Genomic DNA, 22870 nt, shown 5'->3' with positions numbered 1-22870 from the left:
GGCCTTTGTCTGTTTCTTGTTGCGGGCTGGAATATAATCACAGCTTGCCGTGAGTTAATTCCCTTTTCTGCTTCAGGATCTGCCTTGAACCTCCCAGAGATTATCTGTCCCATCAACGATGATATGCGCGCCGTGGATGGCGTAATCCGCAAGAAACTCGACTCTGACGTTGTTCTTATCCGTACTATTGGTGAATACATCATCGGGGCGGGGGGCAAACGCATGCGACCCGCATTGGTGCTCATGGCTGCCCGTGCCTTTGGTTACCAGGGGCAGGCTCACCACACGCTGGCTGCGGTGGTTGAATTTATCCACACGTCCACGCTATTGCATGACGATGTCGTTGACGAGTCCGATATGCGCCGTGGCCGCGATACAGCCAATGCCGTATTCGGCAATGCCGCCAGCGTGCTGGTCGGCGACTATCTGTATTCCCGATCATTCGAAATGATGGTCGAGCTCGATTCGATGCGGATCATGCAGGTGCTGTCCGCCGCGACGACCGTGATTGCCGAAGGCGAAGTACTGCAGTTGCTCAACGTGCACGACCCGGACGTGTCGGTCGAACGCTACTTGCAGGTTATCCGCTACAAAACGGCCAAGCTTTTCGAAGCCGCCATGCAGACCGGCGCCTTGCTGGCCGACGCAACGTCGGCGCAGGAAAACGCGGCCGCCGACTATGGTCGCTACGTAGGCACGGCGTTTCAGTTGATTGACGACGTGCTCGATTACACGGGTGACGTGGAATCGCTGGGGAAAAATGTGGGTGATGACCTGCGCGAAGGCAAGCCGACGCTGCCGCTGATCCGCGTTATGCAGGTGGGAACGCCGCAACAGCGTTCCCTCATCCACAAGGCGATTGAAACAGGCGAGGCCGATTTTGCCGATGTGGCCCGCGCCATCAACGACACCGATGCCCTGCAATACACCCGCGAGGTTGCGCGCGAAGAGGCCGAACGTGCGCGCGCGGCGCTGCAGGCGTTCCCCGATTCCGAGTTCAGGGAATCGTTGCTGGCATTTTGTACTTTCGCCACCGAACGCGACCGCTGACCCATACCGATGCCGACGGCGCATCGGCAGCCATATTCCGCTTTTTGATATTGATTCTGCCGCTCAGGGTTTACCTGAGTCGCGAATCTGCCTGCGCGCACCCGATAAAAAATTGGGTTATAGTTGTCTGGTAAACCCGTGTTCACGGCCAGCCCAGCGGCGTACGGCCTGAATTTAAAAAATAATTTTCTAGAGGTTCAAGATGATCAAGAGCAAACTGAAAGCAGCCTTACTGGGATTTGCCATCACGTTGGCTGTGCCGGCAACTACCGTTGCGCAAGCACAGGACAAAGAGCTTGTGGTTGCCACCGACACCGCTTTTGTGCCCTTCGAATTCAAGCAGGACGGCAAATATGTGGGATTCGACGTTGAATTGTGGGATGCGCTGGCCAAGGATATGGGCGTCAAGTACCGCCTGCAGCCCATGGATTTCAACGGCATCATTCCCGGTCTGCAAACCAAGAATATTGACGTTGCGCTGGCAGGCATTACCATCAAGGACGAGCGCAAAAAAGTCATCGATTTTTCCGATCCTTATTACGAAAGCGGTCTTGCCATCCTGACCTCGGTCAAGAACAAGGATACGATCAAGACAGCCAAGGACCTTGCAGACAAGGAAGTGGCGGCAAAAACAGGAACCGCGACGGTTGATTTTCTGAAAAAGGAAGTGCCCAACGCCAAGGTCAAACTGTTCCCCAATATTGACAACGCCTTTCTTGATCTGGCCACCGGCCGTGTCGACGCGGTCGTGCACGATACACCCAATGTACAGTATTACGCCAATACCGGTGGCAAGGACAAGGTTATTGTGACTGGTTCTGTGCAGAGCGGCGACTTCTATGGCATCGCCTTTCCCAAAGGCAGCGATCTGGTTGAAAAGGTCAACGCGTCACTCAAGAAACTGAAAGAGAATGGCGAATACGACAAAATCTATACCAAATGGTTTGGTCAGGCTGTGAAGTAATTGCCTGCGCTCCCCATGTATGACCATACATTGCGGGTGCTGCATCGCCGGAAATAGCGATCCGGTGACTGTATCCACATGGAGACAGTCACCGGATTTTGCTTTTTGCGGTCCCAATATTCAAACAGGATTCACACATGGATTTTGACTTTTCCGTTGTTCAAGACGCGCTGCCCAGCCTGATGGCCGGCACCTGGGTCACAATCAAAATCACATTCTGGGGGCTTTTTGGCGGGGTGCTGCTCGGCGCTATTACAGGTGTGATCAGGGCCTACATTCCATCCTTATTTTCAGCCAAGACCATTCGCCGCAATCCGGTCGCCGGCATTCTTGGCCCGCTTCTGAGCCTGCTGGCCCAGTTCTATGTGCTGGTGGTGCGGGGCACACCCATCGTGGTGCAGGTCATGTTTATCTATTTTGCCCTGCCATTGGTCATGGACTTGCGTGTCGACGGCATGTCGGCCGCCATTGCCACCTTGATCATCAACTCGGGGGCGTACATTGCAGAAATTGTGCGTGGTGCGCTACAGTCGGTGTCCAAGGGCCTGTTCGAGGCCGGGCAGTCCATGGGTCTGTCCTTTCACCGGATTGTGCTCAAGATTATCTGGCCGGTGGCGTTTCGTCGCATGATTCCCGCATTGGGCAACCAGTGCATTATCAGTCTGAAGGATTCGTCACTGTTCATTGTGATTGGCGTGGCCGAGCTGACGCGTCAGGGTCAGGAAATCATGGCAGCCAACTTTCGGGCGGTGGAAATCTGGGGCGCAGTCGCCGTCATTTACCTGATTTTGAACGGACTGATCGCGCTGGCTCTGAAAATCATGGAACACAGGATGCGGAACGTATGAGCATGGTCACCTTTGAAAACGTCGTCAAAAAATTCGGCGACAATACAATTTTGAATGACATCAGCCTGAGCATTGAAAAAGGCGAAGTGGTGGTGGTGGTCGGGCCTTCCGGTTCGGGGAAATCCACCTTCCTGCGCTGCATCAATGCGCTGGAAACCATCCAGGAAGGCGATATACGGGTCGGCGAACTTAGTGTGCGCGGCACCCAGGCGCAGGTGCGTGAACTGCGCCGCGAAGCGGGCATGGTCTTTCAGCAGTTCAACCTGTTTCCGCAACTGACTGCACTGGAAAATGTCATGTTCGGTCCGTTGGAGTCGCGCGGTGTTTCCAAGAAGCAGGCGCGCACTGAAGCCATTGCATTGCTGGACAAGGTAGGGCTGGTCGAACGCATGAACCATTATCCGAGCGAGCTGTCGGGCGGTCAGCAGCAGCGGGTAGCCATTGCGCGTTCGCTGGCGGTCAAGCCGCTGTTGATGCTGTTTGACGAGCCTACCTCGGCCCTGGATCCGGAGCTGCGCCATGAGGTGCTCAAAGTGATGAAGGACCTGGCCGAAGAGGGCATGACGATGGTGGTGGTGACGCACGAAATGGATTTTGCCAGCAAGGTCGGCAGCCGCCTGCTTTTTATCGATGACGGCAAAATTGCGCACGACGGCAAACCGGCGGAGCTGTTGTCTTCACCGCCAAGTCAGCGTTTGAAAGATTTTCTGCAGCATGTGGTGTAAATTACAAGGTTTCCCCCGTTTTTTCCAGGAAGTAGTCAGAAATGCCCCAATATCGTTCCAAAACCTCGACTCACGGTCGTAATATGGCTGGTGCGCGTGCCTTGTGGCGCGCCACAGGCATGAAAGACGGCGATTTCGGCAAGCCGATTGTTGCCGTGGTTAACTCTTTTACCCAGTTTGTTCCAGGGCACGTGCACCTGAAGGACATGGGGCAACTGGTTGCACGCCAAATCGAGGCAGCGGGCGGTGTGGCCAAGGAATTCAATACGATTGCGGTTGATGATGGCATTGCCATGGGTCACGGCGGCATGCTGTATTCGCTGCCATCGCGCGAACTGATTGCCGACTCGGTCGAATACATGGTCAACGCGCATTGCGCCGATGCCATGGTCTGCATTTCCAACTGCGACAAGATCACCCCGGGTATGCTGATGGCTGCCATGCGGCTGAACATTCCGGTTGTCTTCGTTTCGGGTGGCCCGATGGAAGCCGGTAAGGTGCTTGCCCCGGAAACCAGCAAGGTGATCAAGCTGGATCTGGTCGACGCCATGATCAAGGCAGGCGATCCGACCGTGTCGGACGCCGAAACCGATGAAATTGAACGCAACGCCTGTCCAACCTGTGGTTCCTGTTCAGGCATGTTTACCGCCAACTCCATGAACTGCCTGACCGAAGTGCTGGGTCTGTCCCTGCCGGGCAACGGTACGATCGTGGCTACCCATGCGCGCCGTAGTGCGCTTTTTGAACGTGCCGGCCATCTGGTGGTTGAGCTGTGCAAGCGCTACTACGAACAGGACGATGCTTCTGTGTTGCCGCGCTCCATCGCGACCAAGGCGGCCTTTGAAAACGCCATGACACTGGATGTGGCCATGGGCGGTTCCACCAACACTGTGCTGCATTTGTTGGCTGCCGCCCAGGAAGCCGGGGTTGATTTCACCATGGCTGACATTGACCGCATATCGCGTCATGTGCCATGTGTCTGCAAGGTGGCGCCTGCGACCAACCAATTTCATATCGAAGACGTACATCGTGCCGGCGGCGTGATTGCCATTCTTGGCGAACTCAGTCGCGCGGGCCTGCTGGACCTGAATGCCGGCAATGCACACAGCGGCACGCTGGGCAAGGCCATTGAGCAGTGGGATGTCAACAGTGGTCATGCCACGGAAGAGGTCAACACGTTCTTCAAAGCCTCTCCCGGCGGGGTGCCCACCCAGGTCGCCTTCAGCCAGGACCGGCAGTTTGCCGAGCTGGATCTGGACCGTGCCGAAGGCTGTATCCGCGACAAGGCTCATGCCTATTCTCAGGATGGCGGTCTGGCCGTGCTGTACGGTAATCTGGCGGAAAATGGCTGTATTGTCAAAACAGCGGGTGTGGATGAAAGTATCCTGAAGTTCACTGGCCGGGCCATTGTGTTCGAAAGCCAGGAAGATGCAACCGAAGGCATTCTGGACGGCAAGGTCAAGGAAGGCCACGTTGTCATTATTCGCTACGAAGGACCCAAAGGGGGCCCCGGCATGCAGGAAATGCTGTACCCCACGTCATACCTCAAATCCAAGGGGCTCGGCGCCAAGGCCGCGTTGCTCACCGACGGTCGTTTCTCGGGCGGCTCTTCGGGCCTGGTCATCGGCCATGCTTCTCCGGAAGCGGCAGAAGGGGGCACCATTGGCCTGGTGCATGATGATGATGTGATCGAGATCGATATTCCGAACCGCACAATCAACCTGGCGGTGGATGAAACCGAACTCACGCGTCGCCGTGCCGAGATGGAAAATCGCGGTCAAAGCGCCTGGCATCCGGCGCATCGCGAGCGTTATGTATCACAGGCCCTCAAAGCCTATGCCGCGATGGCCACCTCGGCCGATCGCGGCGCAGTACGCGACATCAGTCAGCTGATAAAATAAAGCGAAGCACACACGCGGCCGGTTTATCCGGCCGTTTTTCTTTGCACCGGCGGTCACTGTTGTTGCGCATTTTCCTGTTGTATTCACAGATCAGGAGAGACTCGTATGACAAAGCCAGACAAAGCAACAGATAGCGGGAGAGCCGATAGCAAGGCAGCCCGCCAGCCGCGCAGGCGGGCTGCAGGTCAGTTCCGGCCTGGCGGCAAGACAGCCGACCCTGCGGTACTGAATGCAGGCCACAGCGCGCAGGGCGGCCCGGCAATCAAAAAGCGCCTGAGCAAACCACGCAAAAGAGATTTTCCGGTGAGCCAGGCGCGGCGCTATCTTGAACCGGGCCCCATCGTGCTGGTCTCATCGCACTGGCAGAATCGCCACAATATCATGACCATGGGCTGGCATTGCATTCTGGAGTTTGCACCGTCATTGTTCGGCTGCATGATTTCATCTGGCAATCACAGTTTCGATATGATCCGCAAGAGCGGAGAATGCGTCATCAATCTGCCTACAACTGCGCTCACTGATATTGTCTGTCGCGTTGGCAATTGCACCGGCAGCGCGGTGGACAAGTTCACCGAATTTGGCCTGACCGCCAGTCCCGCACAACAGGTGAGCGCGCCGATTATCGACCAATGTCATGCCGCGTTCGAATGCAAACTGCATGACGATGTGCTGGTCGAAAAATACAATTACTTCATCTTCGAGATTGTGAAGGCGCATGTTGCCACCCGGCCGGCACACCCGGAAACGTTGCACTATACCGGTGATGGCGTTTTCATGGTGGCCGGCAAAGTCATCAGCCGCCGCAGCCTGTTTACCAAAGTGCTGTAGCGATCCAGATGCAGGCAGGGAAGCGGCGGCGCGTAGCGCCTGCCGCCTGCCTGGGCTAACCCGAATTGCGCAGGCCGGTGGCGATTCCGTTGATGGTCAGATGGATGGTGCGCTGGCTGCGCATTTGTTCGAGCTTGGACGGCTCTTGCTGGGCATCCTCCAGCGCGCGCTGGCGCCGGATGACCTCGACCTGCAGATAGTTCAAGGGATCGGTATAGGCAAAGCGCTCTTGCAGGGCGGCCTTCAGGGTGGGGTTGTCCGCCAGCAGATCCTGCTGTTTGATGCTGTAAAGCGCATCACGCGTTAACCCAAACTCCTGTTCGATCATCCCGAAAATCGTGCGGCGTATTTCCTGGTCTGCAACCAGTTCGCTGTACTGGCGTCCGATGTCCATATCGGTTTTGGCCAGGACCATTTCCATATTGGACAGCACGGTCTGGAAAAACGGCCAGTGCTCGGCCATGTCGCGCAGCAATTGCGTACGTGATTGCTGGGTGCTGCCGTCGTCTTTGCCGGTACCCAGGCGGATGAACGTATCGATTGCCGTGCCCACGCCATACCAACCGGTGATCATCAGCCGGCATTGAGCCCAGGAAAAGCCCCAGGGGATGGCGCGCAGATCTTCGATGCGCTGTCCCTTTTTGCGCGAAGCAGGGCGCGAGCCGATATTTAAGCCCGCAATTTCATTGATGGGCGTGGCTGCAAAAAAATAATCGACAAAACCCGGCGTGTCATACACCAGCCGACGATAGGCATGCTGGGCGGCATCGGAGAGCCAGGCCATGGCTTGCGTATAGCGCTGCATCGTGTCGGCGTCCTTGCGCGCTTCCTCATGCGGCGCCAGGCTGCTCAGCAGGGTTGCTGAAACAAGCAATTCCAGATTGATGCGTCCGCTTTCGGCATTTTTGTATTTGCTCTGGATGACCTCTCCCTGTTCGGTCAGCCGGATTTGTCCGTCGACCGTACCGGGCGGTTGCGCCAGGATCGCATCGAAGCTGGAGCCGCCGCCGCGACCGACAGATCCGCCGCGGCCGTGAAACAGGCGCAGACGCACGTCATGACGACGAAAAACCTCAAGCAGTTGCAATTCGGCGTTATACAAAGACCAGTTGGAGGTCAGGTAGCCGCCATCCTTGTTGCTGTCCGAATAGCCCAGCATGACTTCCTGGATGTTGTCCTGAGCATGGATGACGCGTTCGCGCACCTGTGGCAGCGACAGCCAGCGGTCCATAATGGCCGGGCCGGCCTCCAGGTCGGGGATGGTTTCAAACAGCGGCACGACAATCAGGCCATCGCCGGGCGTTACCGGCATGCGCTGGCCCGCGTCGTCGCGCTGTTGCGAGATCAGCCCGGTTTCCTGTTGTAAGACCAAGACTTCCAGCAGGTCACTGAGCGTTTCGGTATGGGACACAATATACTGGGTAATCGCATTGCACCCGTAATGGCGCCGCACAGAAGCGGCGGCCTGCAAAATAGCCAGTTCCTTGCGGGTCTCTTCACTGTACTGCTGCCAGGGCGAGACCAGGGGGCGACTATCGTCCAGTTCGGCCAGCAGCACGGCAATTTTCTGTTCTTCATTCAGCTGGTCATACTGGACCGGCTGACCTTCATGCTTGATTGCTGCACGCTGATACAGTTCGGTCAGAATGCGCTCGTGTACATCTGAGCTTTGCCGCAGATCAAGTGCTGCCATGTGAAATCCAAACACGGCGACGGCCTGTTGCAGCTGCTGCAAACGCAAGGGCACCACGGCGCCTGCATGGTTGTCGCAGAGCGATCGGGCAATGACTGCCAGGTCTGCCGCAAATTCGGCCGGGTCATCATAGGGATCGGCCGGTATTGTATTGCGCAGGGCCAGGTCATGGGCGGTCAGGTGTTTTGCCGTTGCCGCCAGGCGGGCGTACACGCCAATCAGCGCACGGCGATAGGGTTCATCCAGCCGGTGACGTGACTGATCCGGGCTGGCCTCCGACAGGCTGGCCAGTTCTGGCGAGACCTGCGTCAGGGAGGTGCTCAGCGACAGTTCGGAGCCCAGCAGATGCACCTGCGCCAGATAGTAGTCGAACAGCGTGGTGGCATGGCGGTTCATCGCATGTGTGAGCGTGTCGGCGTTCACATTGGGATTGCCGTCGCGGTCGCCGCCAATCCAGGAGCCCATTTTCAGGAAGGTTGGCACCAGTGCCGCATTGTCCGCTTGCTCGCCCAGATTGCGTGCAAATGTGGTGTACAGGTTCGGAATGGCTTTCAGGAAGGTGGTGCTGAAATAGGCCACCGCATTTTCAATTTCGTCATTGACCGTCAGCTTGTTAAAACGCAGCATGCGTGTCAGCCAGAGCGTTTTGATATAGCCGGTCAGCTCTAGCGCCAGTTGATGGCTTTCTTCTTCGGTCAAGCGGCTGTCGATGGCCACCAGACAGTGACTGATGTGTCGATGCAGGTCCAGCGTGCTTTTGCGTTGTACTTCCGTAGGGTGGGCCGTCAGAACCGGGACAATCATGGTTTTTGCCAGAAAATCGCGAACCTGGCCACGCTGCACACCATGGCGTTCCAGTTCTGCCAGCGTGTGTCCCAGGGTGCCGATCTGGGCCTCGTTGCTGCTCAGTAAGCGGCGGCGCTGGCGCTTTTGCTGATCGCGGTCTTCAGCCAGGTTGGCCAGGTGCAGGAAATAACTGAAGGCACGCGACAGGGTATTGGCCTGGTCATCGGACAGGGCCGTCAGCCTGTCGATCATCGTATCGCGTTCCTGCTGGATGCCTTCACGCTTGAAACGTACCGCGGCGCGGCGCACAGTCTCAATGATGTCAAAAATCGGCTGGCCTTCCGATTCACGGATGGCGGCCCCAAGGATTCTGCCCAGCAGGCGGATGTCCTGCTGCATTTCATTTCTGTCTGTACTTGCGTTGTCCACGTTATCTCTTGTTCCGGTTGGTTGAAGGGATGGAGTCGTTTTTATTGTAGGGGTTTTCTTCGGCGCCGTATTCGGTTTACTGAAACTGCGCCTTTTGGATTTGTCGCAGACGCTCCGGTTCGATGATGCTCTTGCCGGTAAATGGCCGGTCGTTGACCAGAATGAGGAACGAGATACTGGCGAAACTCAGTGAAATGAGTACGACGGCTTTACGCAATTCATTACGGGTGTGATAATGAATATCGTATATCACATACATGCACACGCTCAGAAGAATCAGCAGCACCAGCCACTTTTGCATGTTGATATGATAGGTGGCAACATTGAGCCGGTCATCACGGGCTTCCCGGACCTGTGTCAGATACGTATTGAGTAGCGCCATCTGCGAGCTGACATAAGGATCGTCGCGCACTTCGATGGCGGTTTTGGCTGCATTGATGGTCAGCACATCCAGGGCCGATTCGGTCTGCTCGCTGATCTGGTCATGTCCCATGCGCGGCCATTCATCCTGAACGGCGGCGTTCACATAGGCCAGCAGACGGGCGCGCAAGTCTGCATTGATCTGCTCGGGCATATGCCTGAGCACCCTGAGCGCATCATGCACTGCGCCGGCCTCATGCTCGGTGGCCGCCTGGCCTTTCTCATTTTCCTTCCATACGTCACTGGCCATGAACGCCATATTCAGGCCAATGGGCACCAGCAAACCCGAAATAAGCGTATGGCTCAGCGCGCTGCTGCGCGGGGACGTACTACTGCTGCGCTGCCGGCGAATAATCAGGACAATGAGGCCGGACAGCCCAAGAAAGAAAACAATGCACAGGACCCAGGCCAGAAAGATGGGTATATCGAACAGCAGATTGTAAAAATGCATGACTTTCCTCACGGGCAGCAGCAGCGAAAATAATGTAATCCATCATGTAAGGCGTCATAAAAGACAGTCAACCCGGTTTTATGGCCTTTTGTATTCTACCTGCTGTCTGCACGCGGCCAATATGGGGTCAATTACAATTGAAAAAAAAGCGCTGACGATATCTTCTGCAGGCGCCATTGGCGACGGGACAAAAACGGCAGTCTTGGCCTGGCAGGCCTCACATTGCCAGCGCGATGCGCGATAATGGCAGTTGATAATTATAGTGCGTAACCCTCAGGAAATTGCAGTGATGAACGAGTCCACGAGTGCTCCTCTTGCCTTTGACCGCTTTCTGTATCTTGCCGACGATCCGCAGACTATTGAAGCCTGTCTGCAACCGGGCACCGCCGAGTTGCCCGATGCACACGCCGACATCGTATTGCGGGACGATATATCTACCGATGAAATTACACCGGTGGCCATCATGTCGCACTATGACGACAAGCTTGGCGGGTTTGCCTATACCGGGTTACAGGCAGGTGGTCGCACGCCCATCGCCAGGCATGCGGTCAGGCAGGCCGGTATTCAGGTGGTTGTGGCAGGTAACCGTTATGGCAAGGGATCTTCGCGAGAGCATAGTCCGGCAGCCGAAAAGCATGCCGGCGTGTGCCTGGTATTTGCGCGCAGCTTTGAGCGGATCTACAGGCAGAATGCCGACAATATCGGGTTACTGACATCCACCAATTTTGCGCTGCTGGCGCAGTTGCGGGCCGGGCACAGCATCACGCTTGAACAGATCCTGCAAGAGCGCGATGTGCTGACTCAGGCCATCCTTCGTAGTGGCGGGCTGCTCGATTATGGCAAACGTCATCTTGCCAGGAGTCGTCCGCAGGCCGCTGCCGCTAGCGACAAGCCGCAGACACTGTTTGAAAAAATCATCGCCCGGCATGTTTTGCGCACGGAACAGACCGGCACCGACCTGACGCCGGGCACAGGCATCTTTCTGCGCGCCGACTGGCGTTTTATCCACGAGTATTACACCGGCATGGCGGCGCATATGCTGTACCAGAGCTATGCCGCGCCGCTGCATTTGTTTGATACGGAAAAAGTCATTGCCTTCGAGGATCACACTTCCTATATGCACGAGAGCCCCGCGCATCTGCGTCAGGGTCTGGTGCCAAACATGCTGCGCATGTGCCAGGCACATCGCGATTTTGTGAAGGCAACCGGCCTGCGCTGGCATCGTACACTGACCGAGAATGAAGCTCTGCACGATGACGGCAGCAACGTGGCAGGTATTTCACATGCAATGATGGCCGAACATTATGCACTTCCCGGGCAGGTGGTGGTCGGAACCGACTCGCATACCCCGCATAGCGGAGCCCTGGGCTGTGTCGCCTTCGGGGTAGGCACGACCGATATGGCCAATGCCTTTATGACCGGCGCTGTACGCATCACGGTGCCACCCGGTATTTTGGTTCGGCTGCAGGGCACGCTGCCGGCAGGCGTGGTGGCCAAGGACATCGTCCTGCATCTGCTGGCGCTGCCGCAGATACGCGCCGGCAAGGGGGTTGGCAGGGTGTTCGAGTTTACCGGCGAAGTCATCGACTGTCTGTCTGTGGATGAACGGGCGACGCTGACCAATATGTGTGCGGAGCTGGGTGGCTTTACCGGCATTGTTGCCCCCGACGCCCGAACAGTGCAGTTTCTAAGGGAACGCCGGGGCGTGGATTTTGAACTGGCCGACTGGATGCATAGCGACCCGGGCGCCAGCTATGAACAGCAGATTACGGTGGATTGTTCAGCGCTGGATGTACTGGTGGCTGCACCTGGTGACCCGGGCAATGGGCGGGCTGTGGGGGCGTTAGAAGACACCGTGGCCATTGACATTGCCTATGGCGGCTCCTGTACGGCCGGCAAGCGCGAAGATTTCGATCAGTATCACGCCGTATTGGCCTGGGGTTTGCAACAAGGCTTGCAAGTTGCGCCACATGTGCAATTGTATTTGCAGTACGGCACCACGGCGGTTCGCGACTATTGCGTGCAAAAAGGCTATGACCAGGTGTTTGAACGCATGGGCGCAAAAATATTGCAACCGTCTTGCGGGGCCTGCGCCAACTGCGGGCCTGGTTCGTCGATCGACGCCGACCAGACCACCATCAGCGCGATCAACCGCAATTTTCCGGGACGCTCCGGGCCGGGCAAAGTGTGGCTGGGTAGCCCGGCCACGGTCATGGCCAGCGCGCTGGCAGGCCATATCTGTTCGTTTTCCCAGTTGCAAAAGCAGACAACGACAGGGCGGATCCAGGCTTAGGTGATTTTGCTGCAACAGGCGCCGACACGTCTTGCAGCAACGCCGCTATGGCCTGCACCGGTACGGTCTACAGAAAAGTATGCGCCTCGATCAATGCCGCTGCGATTTGTCCGATTCGGCGTTGGGTCTGCATGGCCTTTTTTCGCAGCATCCGATAGGCCTGGTCTTCGTCCACCCCATGCATTTTCATCAGAATGCCTTTGGCTTTTTCAACATCCTGGCGTTCGGCAAGCCGTCGCCTGGTGTCATTGAGCTCGAGCCGGCGCGAGCGTTCGAGCGCGAAACGTTCAATGGCCACGTCCAGCAACGAGAGCAGACGGGCCGAAGGGACGTCACCCACGACATAGGCGGCAACACCCGCCCTGATTGAGGCCTGCATGAAGCTGCGATCGTTGTCATTGGTAAACATGACTACCGGCAGTGCGCTGTCATGCGAGCGTATGCAGAGCCCTTCCAGCGTATCGCGACACGAGGCATCCGAGCTGACCAGCACGACATCGGGTTTGATGCCGGCCAGCGCCGCAGCAAAATCGGCCAGCGGCGATATTTCAGCCACCACGTGAATGCCGGCAGCCTGCAGTTTGTCACGCAGGGCATCGTTTTGTTCATCGCGGATCAACATCACATTCAGCATTTTCTTTCCTCTTGATTCAGATAAAGCAAAAGGCGTGCCGCTTTTTGCCGATTGCATTCGCAAGCGATGCCCATTTTGAGTGCGTCCTGCTCCCGGCGCTGTGGCGGATTGGCGGCAACAAGTGGCTCGTGCACCGTTATTGTGCGCTGCGGCATCCATCATGCCCATCCTCGAAGGCGCCAGGGCGGTTGATCTGCCTGGTTGCGGTCAAAAATTCCAGCTGCCGCAGTCTGTCAAGGCTGTCTGCCACTCTGTGGGATGTAAATTGGCATGCAACTTGCTTAAGTTGTCATGAAGGCCAATGGCGGTCGTCATCAATCAATGACACAGCATTCAGGACAACGGCGTCCTGCAGGTACGTTTTCAAAACGTATCCGCAGGGCGCTTTTTATTTTGGGGTAATGATGAACAGTCGGAAGAAAACGGGCGCAACAGGCAAATCGGACGAGATACGGGCTCGCAGTTGTGCTGCACAGGATGCAATTGCACCGGGCAGCGTGTATCGGCGGCAATGGATGCTGTCGGTGGCGAGGTCGGCAGCAGGCATTGGTGCACTTGGCCTGGCAGATCCCTTTTTGCGCAGCGGCGCCTGGGCCGCCGGCTCGGACGCGCCGGAAAAGACCGAGGTCAAGATCGGCTTCATTCCGCTGACCGACTGCGCATCGGTCATCATGGCGGCCGAGCTGGGCATCGACAAAAAATACGGGATAAAGATTATCCCGAGCAAGGAAGCGTCCTGGGCCGCCGTGCGCGACAAACTGATCAATGGCAATCTGGATTGTGCGCACGCATTGTACGGCATGATTTACGGCCTGCAGGTGGGGATCGGCGGTCCGCAAACCGACATGGCCGTGCTCATGGGGCTCAATCAGAACGGGCAGGGCATTACGCTTGCCAAGGGATTGCACGAGCGCGGCGTAACGGACGGGACGTCATTGAAAAAAGCAATGGCAACGCTGGATCGGCAACTGACCTTCGCGCAAACCTTTCCCACCAGCACGCATGCCATGTGGCTTTATTATTGGCTGGCTGCGCATGAAATTCATCCATTCAACGATGTTCGTGTCATTACCGTGCCACCCCCGCAAATGGTGGCCAATATGATGATCGGCAATATGGACGGGTACTGCGTAGGCGAACCTTGGAACGCGCGGGCGGTGATCGATAAAATTGGCTTCACGGCAGTGACCTCACAGGAAATCTGGCCGGACCACCCGGAAAAAGTGCTGGGCACAACGGCCAGGTTTGCAGACCAGTATCCCAATACCGCCCGGGCCGTGACGGCAGCGATTCTTGAAGCCGGCCGGTGGATCGACAGCTCGCCGGCCAATATCGAGCAAACAGCCAAGGTGATTGCTGCCAAGTCCTATGTCAACACACAGGCCGACGTGATTATTGGCCGCATGCTGGGCAAGTACGACAACGGAATCGGTACGGTTGCAGACAGCGCGCATCCGATGCGGTTTTATGGCGACGGAGCAGCAACCTTTCCATATCTGAGTGACGGCATGTGGTTCCTGACTCAGCAAAAGCGCTGGGGCCTGCTCAAATCGCATCCCGACTATCAGGCAGCGGCAAAAAAAATCAACCGCATCGACATCTACAAGGCTGCCGCCCAGGCCAGTGGCACGCCTTTGCCTGCCAGCGAAAGCCGGTCTTCGACGCTGATGGATGGCGTCCTTTGGGATGGCAGTGATCCGGTGGCCTATGCCGACGGCTTTGCCGTTCATGTTTAATTGCGGGGGGAACGGATGAACACAGCAACCAAGGCAGTAACCACGCAGCGATGGACAGGACTGCCGGTCATGGCATGGCTGGGTCGACTGGGCTACCCCCTCATCGGACTAATGACAGTTGTCATTGTCTGGGAGATGATCGCAGGAAAAATTCCGGGCATCCCCGCACCGTTGGCTACCTTTCTGGCGGCGGTGACGCTGTTCCAGGATCCGTTTTACCGCAACGGCCCGAACGACGTGGGGATCGGCTGGAACGTGCTGGCTTCGCTGTGGCGCGTCGGAATCGGTTTTGGCCTGGCGGCGCTGGTCGGCATTCCGGCGGGATTCATTATTGGCCGTTATGCGCCGATACGTAAAATGACGGCGCCGGTGATCAGCCTGTTGCGCCCGGTCTCACCGCTGGCCTGGCTGCCGCTGGGACTGCTTATGTTCAGGGCCGCCGAGCCGGCTGCAATCTGGGCCATCTTCATCTGTTCCATCTGGCCGATGATTATCAATACGGCAGACGGCGTGGCGCGGGTGCCTGCCGACTATCTGAACATTGCCAGGGTGCTGAATCTGTCCGAACGCAAGGTGCTGACCAGTATTCTTGTGCCCTCGGTCCTGCCTTATGTGCTGACAGGCGTGCGGTTATCGATTGGTACCGCCTGGCTGGTGATCGTGGCCGCAGAGATGCTGACCGGCGGTACCGGTATCGGCTTCTGGCTCTGGGATGAATGGAACAACCTGAATGTGCAGCACATCATTATTGCCATTTTCATTATCGGCCTGGTCGGGCTGCTGCTTGATGCCACTTTGCTGGCCCTGGCCAGACGCTTTGCCTTTACAGAGGAGTAACGCATGGAAAAATATGTTGCAGTTGAATCGGTCAGTCAGGTTTTCGATACTGCCCACGGGCCGTTCACGGCTTTGAACGACATCAACCTGGCGATCCGCAAGGCAGAGTTTGTCTCGCTGATCGGCCATTCCGGTTGTGGCAAATCCACGCTGCTCAATCTCATTGCCGGCTTGAGCAAACCCAGCAGCGGCGTGCTCATTTGTGATCAGCGTGAAATAGCCGGACCCGGGCCGGATCGGGCCATGGTCTTTCAGAATCATTCGCTGCTGCCGTGGTTCACCTGTTTTCAAAATGTCTATCTGGCAGTGGAGCGCGTGTTCGGCGCCAGCGAAACCAAAGCGCGCCTGCGTGAACGCACGGCGGCGGCCCTGGAACTGGTGGATCTGGCCCATGCCAGCAGCAAGTATCCCCGTGAAATATCAGGGGGAATGAAGCAGCGCGTGGGCATCGCGCGGGCGCTGGCCATCGAACCCAAGGTGTTGCTGATGGACGAGCCTTTTGGCGCGCTGGATGCGCTGACACGCGCCCATTTGCAGGATGCCTTGTTACGTATTGTCAAGCGCACGCAAAGCACCGTTGTGATGGTGACTCACGATGTGGACGAAGCCGTGCTTCTGTCGGACCGGATTGTGATGCTGACCAACGGACCGGCGGCCACGATTGGCCAGATTCTGGCGATCCAGCTGCCTGCGCGTCGTGACCGTGTGGCACTGGCTGCCGATCCACGCTATCTGCAATACCGCGCCGCGGTGATGAAATTTCTGCACCAACGCTATTCGAATCCCGAGCAGGGCACGCGTCTTGCGTTGGTTGAGGCTGAGCAGGCTGCTCAGGAACAGGACAGTGCGGTTGTCGCTTAAGACCCCTGGTCAATCACAAATGAATACAGGCAACATCATGAAAAAACGCAAACTGGTACTGATCGGCAACGGGATGGCTGGTGTTCGCACCATCGAAGAGTTGCTCAAACTGGATGATCAGCTTTATGACATTACCATTATTGGCAGCGAAGCCTATCCCAATTACAACCGGATACTGCTCTCGCCGGTGTTGACGGGTGAACAGACCATCCAGGACATTATCCTGAACGATCAGTCCTGGTATGACAACAATAATATCAATCTATTGATGAACCAGTCGGTCACCACCATCGACCGGATACGCCGGCAGGTGCATACCGCGGACGGCACAGTTGTTCCTTACGACCGGCTGCTGCTGGCCACCGGCTCCAATCCTTTTATTCTGCCGGTGCCAGGCCATGCGCTGGATGGCGTCGTGACGTTTCGTGATATCAACGATGTGAATCTGATGATCGAAGCCGCAGGCGTGCGGCGCCATGCGGTGGTGATTGGCGGTGGCCTGCTGGGGCTGGAAGCGGCCAATGGCCTGGCCGTGCGTGGCATGACTGTCACGGTGGTGCATCTGGGCGACACGCTGCTGGATCGTCAGCTTGATGAGCAGGCCGCCAACATGTTGCGCACCAGTCTGCAAACGCGTGGCCTGCAATTTTTGATGGCGCATCAGACCAGTGAGATCGTGGATGATGGCAATGGGCGCGTCGGGGCGATCCGTTTTGCCAACGGTCACCAGATGCCCGCCGATCTGGTGGTCATGGCCGTTGGCATTCGTCCCAACGTTGCACTGGCTGCCAGCGCTGGGTTGCATGTTGATCGCGGCATTGTGGTTAGCGATACCATGCAGACTTATGATCCGAGTATTTATGCAGTGGGCGAGTGCGTGAGCCATCGCGGCACCGCCTACGGTCTGGTTGCGCCACTCTTTGAACAGGCCAAGGTGGCGGCCAATCATCTGGCCATGTATGGCATCGCCCGTTATGAGGGCAGTGTGACGTCCACCAAATTGAAAGTGACAGGTATCGACGTGTTCTCTGCCGGCGATTTCATGGGTGATGCCAACACCGATTGCATTACGCTGGCCGATCCCGAAGGCGGAATATACAAAAAACTGGTTGTGCACGACAACAAGCTGGTGGGCGCCTGCCTTTATGGTGACACTGCAGATGGTGCGTGGTACTTCCGGTTGATTCGTGAAGGCAGGTCGATTCATGAAATTCGCGACCAGTTGATGTTTGGCGAAGGGGCGGTGGGCGATACCGGGCACGCCGGCGAGAGCAAGGTGGCGGGCATGCCCGATACCGCCGAGGTGTGCGGGTGCAATGGCGTGTGCAAGGGCACCATCGTCAAGGCGATTCGCGAACAGGGCCTGTTTACTGTTGATGACATCAAAAAGCATACGAAGGCTGCCAGTTCTTGCGGGTCATGCACCGGGTTGGTAGAGCAGATTCTGATCAATTGTGTCGGCGGCGCCGCCGATGTAAAGCCGAAATCGGCACGGCCCATTTGTGGCTGTACCGATGTGACACACGGACAGGCGCGCAAGGTGATTGGTCAGCAACATCTGATCACCATGGCAGATGCCATGCATTTCATGGAATGGCGAACGCCTGATGGCTGCGCAACCTGCCGGCCTGCGCTCAATTATTATCTGCTGTCCACCTGGCCGGGCGAGGCCGTCGATGATGGCGCCTCGCGTCTGGTGAACGAACGCATGCATGCCAATATCCAGAAGGATGGCACCTATTCCGTTGTACCCCGCATTTGGGGCGGGGTAACCAATCCTTCAGAGCTCAGAAGGATTGCAGATGTGGCAGATAAATACGCCATTCCCATGGTCAAGGTGACCGGCGGGCAGCGGATTGATTTGCTTGGGGTACGCAAGGAAGATCTGACTGGTGTCTGGAAGGACCTGGACATGCCCTCAGGCCATGCGTATGGCAAGAGCCTGCGTACCGTGAAGACCTGCGTAGGCAGCGAATTCTGCCGCTTTGGCACGCAGGATTCCACCGGCATGGGTATTGCACTTGAAAAAGATCTGGTAGGGATGTGGAGCCCGCACAAAGTAAAACTTGCGGTGTCCGGCTGTCCACGTAACTGTTCCGAATCCGGGATCAAGGATGTGGGCATTATTGCAGTCGACTCGGGCTGGGAAATCTATGTCGGCGGCAACGGTGGCATCAAAACCGAAGTCGCGCAATTTTTTGCCAAGGTCGAAACCCAGGAAGAAGTGCTGCAATATTGCGGCGCTTTTCTACAGCTGTATCGCGAAGAGGCCTATTACCTGGAACGTACCGTCCATTACCTGGCGCGGGTTGGTCTGGAGCATGCAAAAGAACAGGTTATCGGCAATGCCGACAACCGTGCGGCGCTGTATGACCGGCTGCGCTTTGCCTTGTCTTTCGAGCAGGACCCCTGGCAGGACCGTGTAGAGAAACGGATCGCGGCGCCTGAACTTGAAACCCTAAATGTGTGAGGACACGATGAAAGTCTGTGAAAAATGGACGCCTGTGTGCGCCACCAACGAGATCCCGGCACGCGGTGCGCGTGTCATTCGCCGTCACGGCCTTGATGATATCGCCGTGTTTCGTAGCGGCGACGGTGCTGTCTACGCCATCGTCGACAAATGCCCCCACAAAGGCGGCCCCCTGTCTGCAGGACTGGTGCATGGCGCTTCGGTTACCTGCCCACTGCATGGTATGGTCATTGATCTGCCCACCGGACAGGTACAGGCGCCGGACGAGGGATGCGTGAGGACCATTGCCGTGAAAATCGATCAGGGTAGGGTCTGCCTGGATCTGGGTGAAGGACAGTAGTCATGGATACCCCGGTGCCCGTCCAGCTGGTTCAGAATATGACAGATGAGATATGCGTTACTCGTTCGATCTGCTGCTATTGTGGCACCGGCTGCGGCGTGCGTATTCACAGCAAGGGTGAACAGGTGCTGGCAGTGGAGGGTGATATGGATCATCCATCCAACGCGGGACTGCTGTGCAGCAAGGGCATGGCGCTGCCCGGCACGATTCGACGGGATACGACAAGGGTATTGCGCGCGCGCCTGCGTGACAGACAGACGGGCAGATTTCGCCAAATCGATATGTCCGAGGCCTTTGATATTGCGGCAAATGTGATCAGCAGGACCGTACGTGAAGCGGGACCGCAGGCCATGGGCTTTTATTTGTCGGGCCAGTTGCTTACCGAAGATTACGCCATCTTCAACAAAATGGCCCGTGTCTTGGTGGGAACCAATAACATCGACACCAACTCGCGGTTGTGCATGTCCAGCGCCGTGACCGGATACAAAATGACGCTTGGCGCCGATGCGCCACCGGCAAGCTATGAGGACATTGCGCTGGCCGATACAGTCCTGATTGCCGGTTCGAATATGGCCTATGCGCATCCGGTGTTGTTTCGGCGGCTGATGCTGGCACGGCAGGCGCGCCCGCATATGAAGATTATTGTGATCGACCCGCGCAATACGGACACGGCGCAGGCGGCCGATCTGCACCTGGCCGTGACGCCGGGGGCAGACGTGGCGCTGTTTCACGCAATGCTCAACGTCATGGTCTGGGAAAACCTGATCGACGGCGACTATATTGCGCGCTACACGGAAGGTTTTCCCGCGCTGAAGAATCGCATTCGGGAATTTACACCCGCGGCAGCCGAGGACGTGTGCGGCGTTGCTGCCGCCGATATTGTGACAGCGGCCAGATGGTTTGCTCAAAGCGCCGCGACGCTGTCGTTGTACACCATGGGCCTGAACCAGTCCAGCAGTGGTACGGCCAAGAACATGTCGTTGATTCACTTGCATCTGGCTACCGGTCATATCGGTCGGCCAGGTACTGGCCCATTTTCGCTGACCGGTCAGCCCAATGCCATGGGAGGGCGTGAAGCCGGCGCCATGGCAACCCTTTTGCCAGGGCATCGTGACCCGGCTAATGCGACGCATCGCCAGGAGGTTGCCGCCTTGTGGGGGACAGATAGTTTACCGGAGGCGCCAGGATATCCGGCCATAGCCATGTTTGATGCGTTGCTGGATAAACGTATTCGGGTACTGTGGATCGCGGCCACGAACCCGGCACAGTCACTGCCTGACCAAGCCAGGGTTCGCAAGGCAATGCAGAACGCAGACTTTGTGATTGTGCAGGAAGCGTATGCCGATTCGGAAACGCTGGCCTACGCCGATCTGATTTTGCCGGCCGCGACCTGGCCTGAAAAGGAAGGCACGGTCACCAATTCGGAGCGCCGGATCAGTCGTGTACGGGCAGCCATTTCGGCGCCGGGCGATGCGCTGGCAGACTGGAAAATTGTGCAACAAGTGGCCCAGCGCGTGGCCCGCCAGATTGCACCGGCCAAGGAGGCCCTGTTCAATTACGCCGACGAAGCGCAGATTTTTGCCGAGCATGCGGCGCTGACTGCCGGTCGCGATCTGGACTACAGCGCTGTCAGCTTTGCCTTGCTGGAGCAACTTGGTCCGGTGCAGTGGCCGTTCTTGCAGTCGGGTACCGCCCGCCTGTATACCGATCACGTCTTTGCAACGGCAAACGGGCGGGCCCGCTTTGCGGATGTAGGCTACGTTGCGCCCGTTGAAAATATCTCGGCGCAGTATCCGCTGCGGCTGACGACAGGGCGCTTGCGTGATCACTGGCATACCATGACCCGGACGGGTTTATCGCAGACACTGATTGGTCACGTGGAAGAGCCCGTGATTCACTTGCACCCGTCCGATATGGCGCGCTATCGCATTGGCAGTCAGGCCCTGGTAACAATCAAATCCCGTCGCGCCCATCTGGTGCTGCCAGCGCAGGCCGACGACACGCTTAAACCCGGTTGTGCCTTTGTGCCGATGCACTGGGGTAGTCGTTTTATGGCCGGAGACGGTATCAACGGGCTTACCCATGGCGCAACTGATCCGGATTCAGGGCAACCTGAGCTCAAGCACTGCGTCGTCGGCGTGGCGCTTTACAAGCCACTATGGCAGGCGGTGGCATGGGTACGCGGCGATGCGGTCGCGCTGCAGCGCAGGCTGTCTGGCTGGCTAAATGAATTTGATTACGCCATTGCCGTACCCGTGGCTACCGGCGACGGAGGGTTGCGCCTGCGATTGGCCGCCAGAGCCGCACCGGTTCGGGCGCGGCTGGAACAGTTGCTGACAGATCTGGGTATCGCCGATACGGACGTGGCATTCGACGATCCTGCGCGAGGCATCTATCGGCGGGTGCGCTGCATCGACGGTCAAGTGGTCGTCTATTGTCTGGCCGGCACAGGCCTGAATGCCGAGGATGCCCTGAACGAATGGGCCGATACTGGTGTACGGCCCGAGCCACTGTTGGCTGTGCTACTAGGAAAATCACAAATGAAGCTACGGGCTCGCATGGTGTGTGCCTGTAATGGCGTGACAGATGCACAGATCGTTGATGGTATTCGCAGCGGTATGGATCTGCCTGCGCTCAAGCAGCATCTCAATTGCGGTACAGGGTGTGGATCCTGTGTTGTACAAATCAATCAAATGATCAACCGGTATGCTGGTACGGAGGCACTATGACAACTATCATAAAGCGGATTTCGACAAACGATGCTGCCACGGGCAAGGTCTGGCTGGTGGGTGCCGGCCCGGGCGATGCTGAACTGCTCACGTTAAAGGCCTATCGGATATTACAAAACGCCGATGTCTGGCTGGTGGACGATCTGATCAGCGAGGATATTCTGGCGCTGGCGCCCACCCATGCCCGTATCGTACCTGTCGGCAAGCGTGGGGGCTGTCCTTCCACGGCGCAAAATTTTATTTTGCGCCTGATGGCGCGCTATGCACGCACAGGGCTGCAGGTGGCCAGGGTCAAGGGGGGCGATCCCTTTATTTTCGGTCGTGGCGGCGAAGAACTGGCATGGCTTGCCGAACAGGGTATTGCCGCCGAAGCGGTCGCAGGCATGACTGCCGGTCTGGCTGCGGCCAGCGCGCTAGGCCTGCCATTGACCCATCGCGCGATTGCGCGCGGCGTCGTTTTTGTGACGGCCCATACCGCTGATGGCGTTGCTCCCGACTGGCGGGCCCTGGCGCAAAGTGGGCTAACGCTGGTTTGTTATATGGGCATGAGTCGAAAGGAACAACTGCAGCAGGATATGTTGCAGGCCGGTTTTGCCGGCGATCTGCCGGTTGCGGTCGTCGAGCGCGTGACCTGTCGGAATGAACGCAGTCTGTTTACCACGCTGCGTGCCATGTCGGCAGACATTAATGCCGCTGGATTAGGCAGTCCTGCATTGCTGATTATCGGCAGGGCGGTGGCGCATCGGGTACAGGTCCGGGCACAAACTGACGGTGTCGCGCAAGGCGTGCCTGATGCGATGACCGTTCACGCGGCATGCCTGTGAATCAGATGCTTGGATATTACCTATTTCACAATAGGGAGTACCCGTATGCCG

General features: G+C 57.3%; 17 protein-coding genes. 14 read left to right on the top strand and 3 right to left on the bottom strand.

The genetic code is table 11. The features are described 5' to 3' along the window. Positions 1 to 84: 84 nt before the first annotated feature. The 6 genes from ispB to ACTIKR_RS10425 all read left to right on the top strand — a co-directional run bounded on the left by ispB (position 85) and on the right by ACTIKR_RS10425 (position 6316). Entirely contained in the window at positions 85 to 1050 is a 966-nt protein-coding gene (gene ispB / locus ACTIKR_RS10450) for an octaprenyl diphosphate synthase (RefSeq protein ID WP_193089661.1), read from the top strand. 202 nt (positions 1051 to 1252) lie between these two features. Further along, the gene (gene glnH, locus ACTIKR_RS10445) at positions 1253 to 2014 is read left to right on the top strand and encodes a glutamine ABC transporter substrate-binding protein GlnH (RefSeq protein ID WP_193089662.1); all 762 of its coding nucleotides are present in this window, start codon (positions 1253 to 1255) and stop codon (positions 2012 to 2014) included. 137 nt (positions 2015 to 2151) lie between these two features. Continuing rightward, complete coding sequence (locus ACTIKR_RS10440) at positions 2152 to 2862, top strand: ABC transporter permease subunit (RefSeq protein WP_193089663.1); 711 nt, start codon at positions 2152 to 2154, stop codon at positions 2860 to 2862. Continuing rightward, positions 2859 to 3587 carry a glutamine ABC transporter ATP-binding protein GlnQ gene (glnQ, locus tag ACTIKR_RS10435; RefSeq protein WP_304519098.1) on the top strand — a complete coding sequence of 243 codons (729 nt, stop codon included), beginning with the start codon at positions 2859 to 2861 and terminating at the stop codon, positions 3585 to 3587. The genes ACTIKR_RS10440 and glnQ overlap by 4 nt, the downstream gene beginning before the upstream one ends. Before the next feature lie 41 nt (positions 3588 to 3628). Beyond that, entirely contained in the window at positions 3629 to 5488 is a 1860-nt protein-coding gene (gene ilvD / locus ACTIKR_RS10430; protein ID WP_442327798.1) for a dihydroxy-acid dehydratase, read from the top strand. A gap of 105 nt (positions 5489 to 5593) precedes the next feature. Beyond that, complete coding sequence (locus ACTIKR_RS10425; protein ID WP_442327797.1) at positions 5594 to 6316, top strand: flavin reductase family protein; 723 nt, start codon at positions 5594 to 5596, stop codon at positions 6314 to 6316. 55 nt (positions 6317 to 6371) lie between these two features. Here the strand turns inward: ACTIKR_RS10425 and ppc are convergent, their stop codons facing one another. Continuing rightward, on the bottom strand, positions 6372 to 9194 hold the full coding sequence (ppc, locus tag ACTIKR_RS10420; RefSeq protein ID WP_442327801.1) for a phosphoenolpyruvate carboxylase: 2823 nt from the start codon (positions 9192 to 9194) through the stop codon (positions 6372 to 6374). 106 nt (positions 9195 to 9300) lie between these two features. Then, complete coding sequence (locus tag ACTIKR_RS10415) at positions 9301 to 10095, bottom strand: bestrophin-like domain (protein WP_193090703.1); 795 nt, start codon at positions 10093 to 10095, stop codon at positions 9301 to 9303. 289 nt (positions 10096 to 10384) lie between these two features. On the opposite strand from ACTIKR_RS10415, the gene ACTIKR_RS10410 reads away from it, so the two are divergent. After that, positions 10385 to 12388, top strand: coding sequence for an aconitase family protein (locus ACTIKR_RS10410; RefSeq protein ID WP_442327796.1), 2004 nt, complete (start codon positions 10385 to 10387; stop codon positions 12386 to 12388). Positions 12389 to 12455: 67 nt separating this feature from the next. Here ACTIKR_RS10410 and ACTIKR_RS10405 read toward each other — a convergent pair whose 3' ends face one another. Further along, positions 12456 to 13022 carry an ANTAR domain-containing response regulator gene (locus ACTIKR_RS10405; RefSeq protein ID WP_193090705.1) on the bottom strand — a complete coding sequence of 189 codons (567 nt, stop codon included), beginning with the start codon at positions 13020 to 13022 and terminating at the stop codon, positions 12456 to 12458. A 515-nt stretch (positions 13023 to 13537) separates the two neighbouring features. On the opposite strand from ACTIKR_RS10405, the gene ACTIKR_RS10400 reads away from it, so the two are divergent. The 7 genes from ACTIKR_RS10400 (at position 13538) to cobA (ending at position 22819) form a co-directional block, all read left to right on the top strand. Then, positions 13538 to 14758: a CmpA/NrtA family ABC transporter substrate-binding protein gene (locus ACTIKR_RS10400; RefSeq protein WP_226817342.1), complete on the top strand. Its 1221-nt coding sequence runs from the start codon at positions 13538 to 13540 to the stop codon at positions 14756 to 14758. 69 nt (positions 14759 to 14827) lie between these two features. Continuing rightward, positions 14828 to 15595, top strand: coding sequence for a nitrate ABC transporter permease (gene ntrB, locus ACTIKR_RS10395; protein ID WP_442327800.1), 768 nt, complete (start codon positions 14828 to 14830; stop codon positions 15593 to 15595). A 3-nt stretch (positions 15596 to 15598) separates the two neighbouring features. Continuing rightward, positions 15599 to 16456 carry an ABC transporter ATP-binding protein gene (locus ACTIKR_RS10390; protein WP_193090707.1) on the top strand — a complete coding sequence of 286 codons (858 nt, stop codon included), beginning with the start codon at positions 15599 to 15601 and terminating at the stop codon, positions 16454 to 16456. Positions 16457 to 16493: 37 nt separating this feature from the next. Next, positions 16494 to 18926 carry a nitrite reductase large subunit NirB gene (gene nirB / locus ACTIKR_RS10385; protein WP_442327795.1) on the top strand — a complete coding sequence of 811 codons (2433 nt, stop codon included), beginning with the start codon at positions 16494 to 16496 and terminating at the stop codon, positions 18924 to 18926. Further along, complete coding sequence (nirD, locus tag ACTIKR_RS10380; RefSeq protein ID WP_442327794.1) at positions 18919 to 19266, top strand: nitrite reductase small subunit NirD; 348 nt, start codon at positions 18919 to 18921, stop codon at positions 19264 to 19266. Before nirB ends, nirD begins: the two co-directional genes overlap by 8 nt. A gap of 2 nt (positions 19267 to 19268) precedes the next feature. Then, a complete protein-coding gene (locus ACTIKR_RS10375) occupies positions 19269 to 21995 on the top strand; it encodes a nitrate reductase (RefSeq protein WP_442327793.1) in 2727 nt (908 codons plus the stop codon). Next, the gene (gene cobA / locus ACTIKR_RS10370) at positions 21992 to 22819 is read left to right on the top strand and encodes a uroporphyrinogen-III C-methyltransferase (protein WP_442327792.1); all 828 of its coding nucleotides are present in this window, start codon (positions 21992 to 21994) and stop codon (positions 22817 to 22819) included. The genes ACTIKR_RS10375 and cobA overlap by 4 nt, the downstream gene beginning before the upstream one ends. The last annotated feature ends 51 nt before the right edge of the window (positions 22820 to 22870 follow it).

The sequence above is a fragment of the Advenella sp. genome, from assembly GCF_052108595.1.
Taxonomy (GTDB): Bacteria; Pseudomonadota; Gammaproteobacteria; order Burkholderiales; family Burkholderiaceae_B; genus Advenella.
The sequence above is the reverse complement of the archived record's forward strand: the minus strand, read 5'-3'. Positions and strand labels throughout refer to the sequence as shown.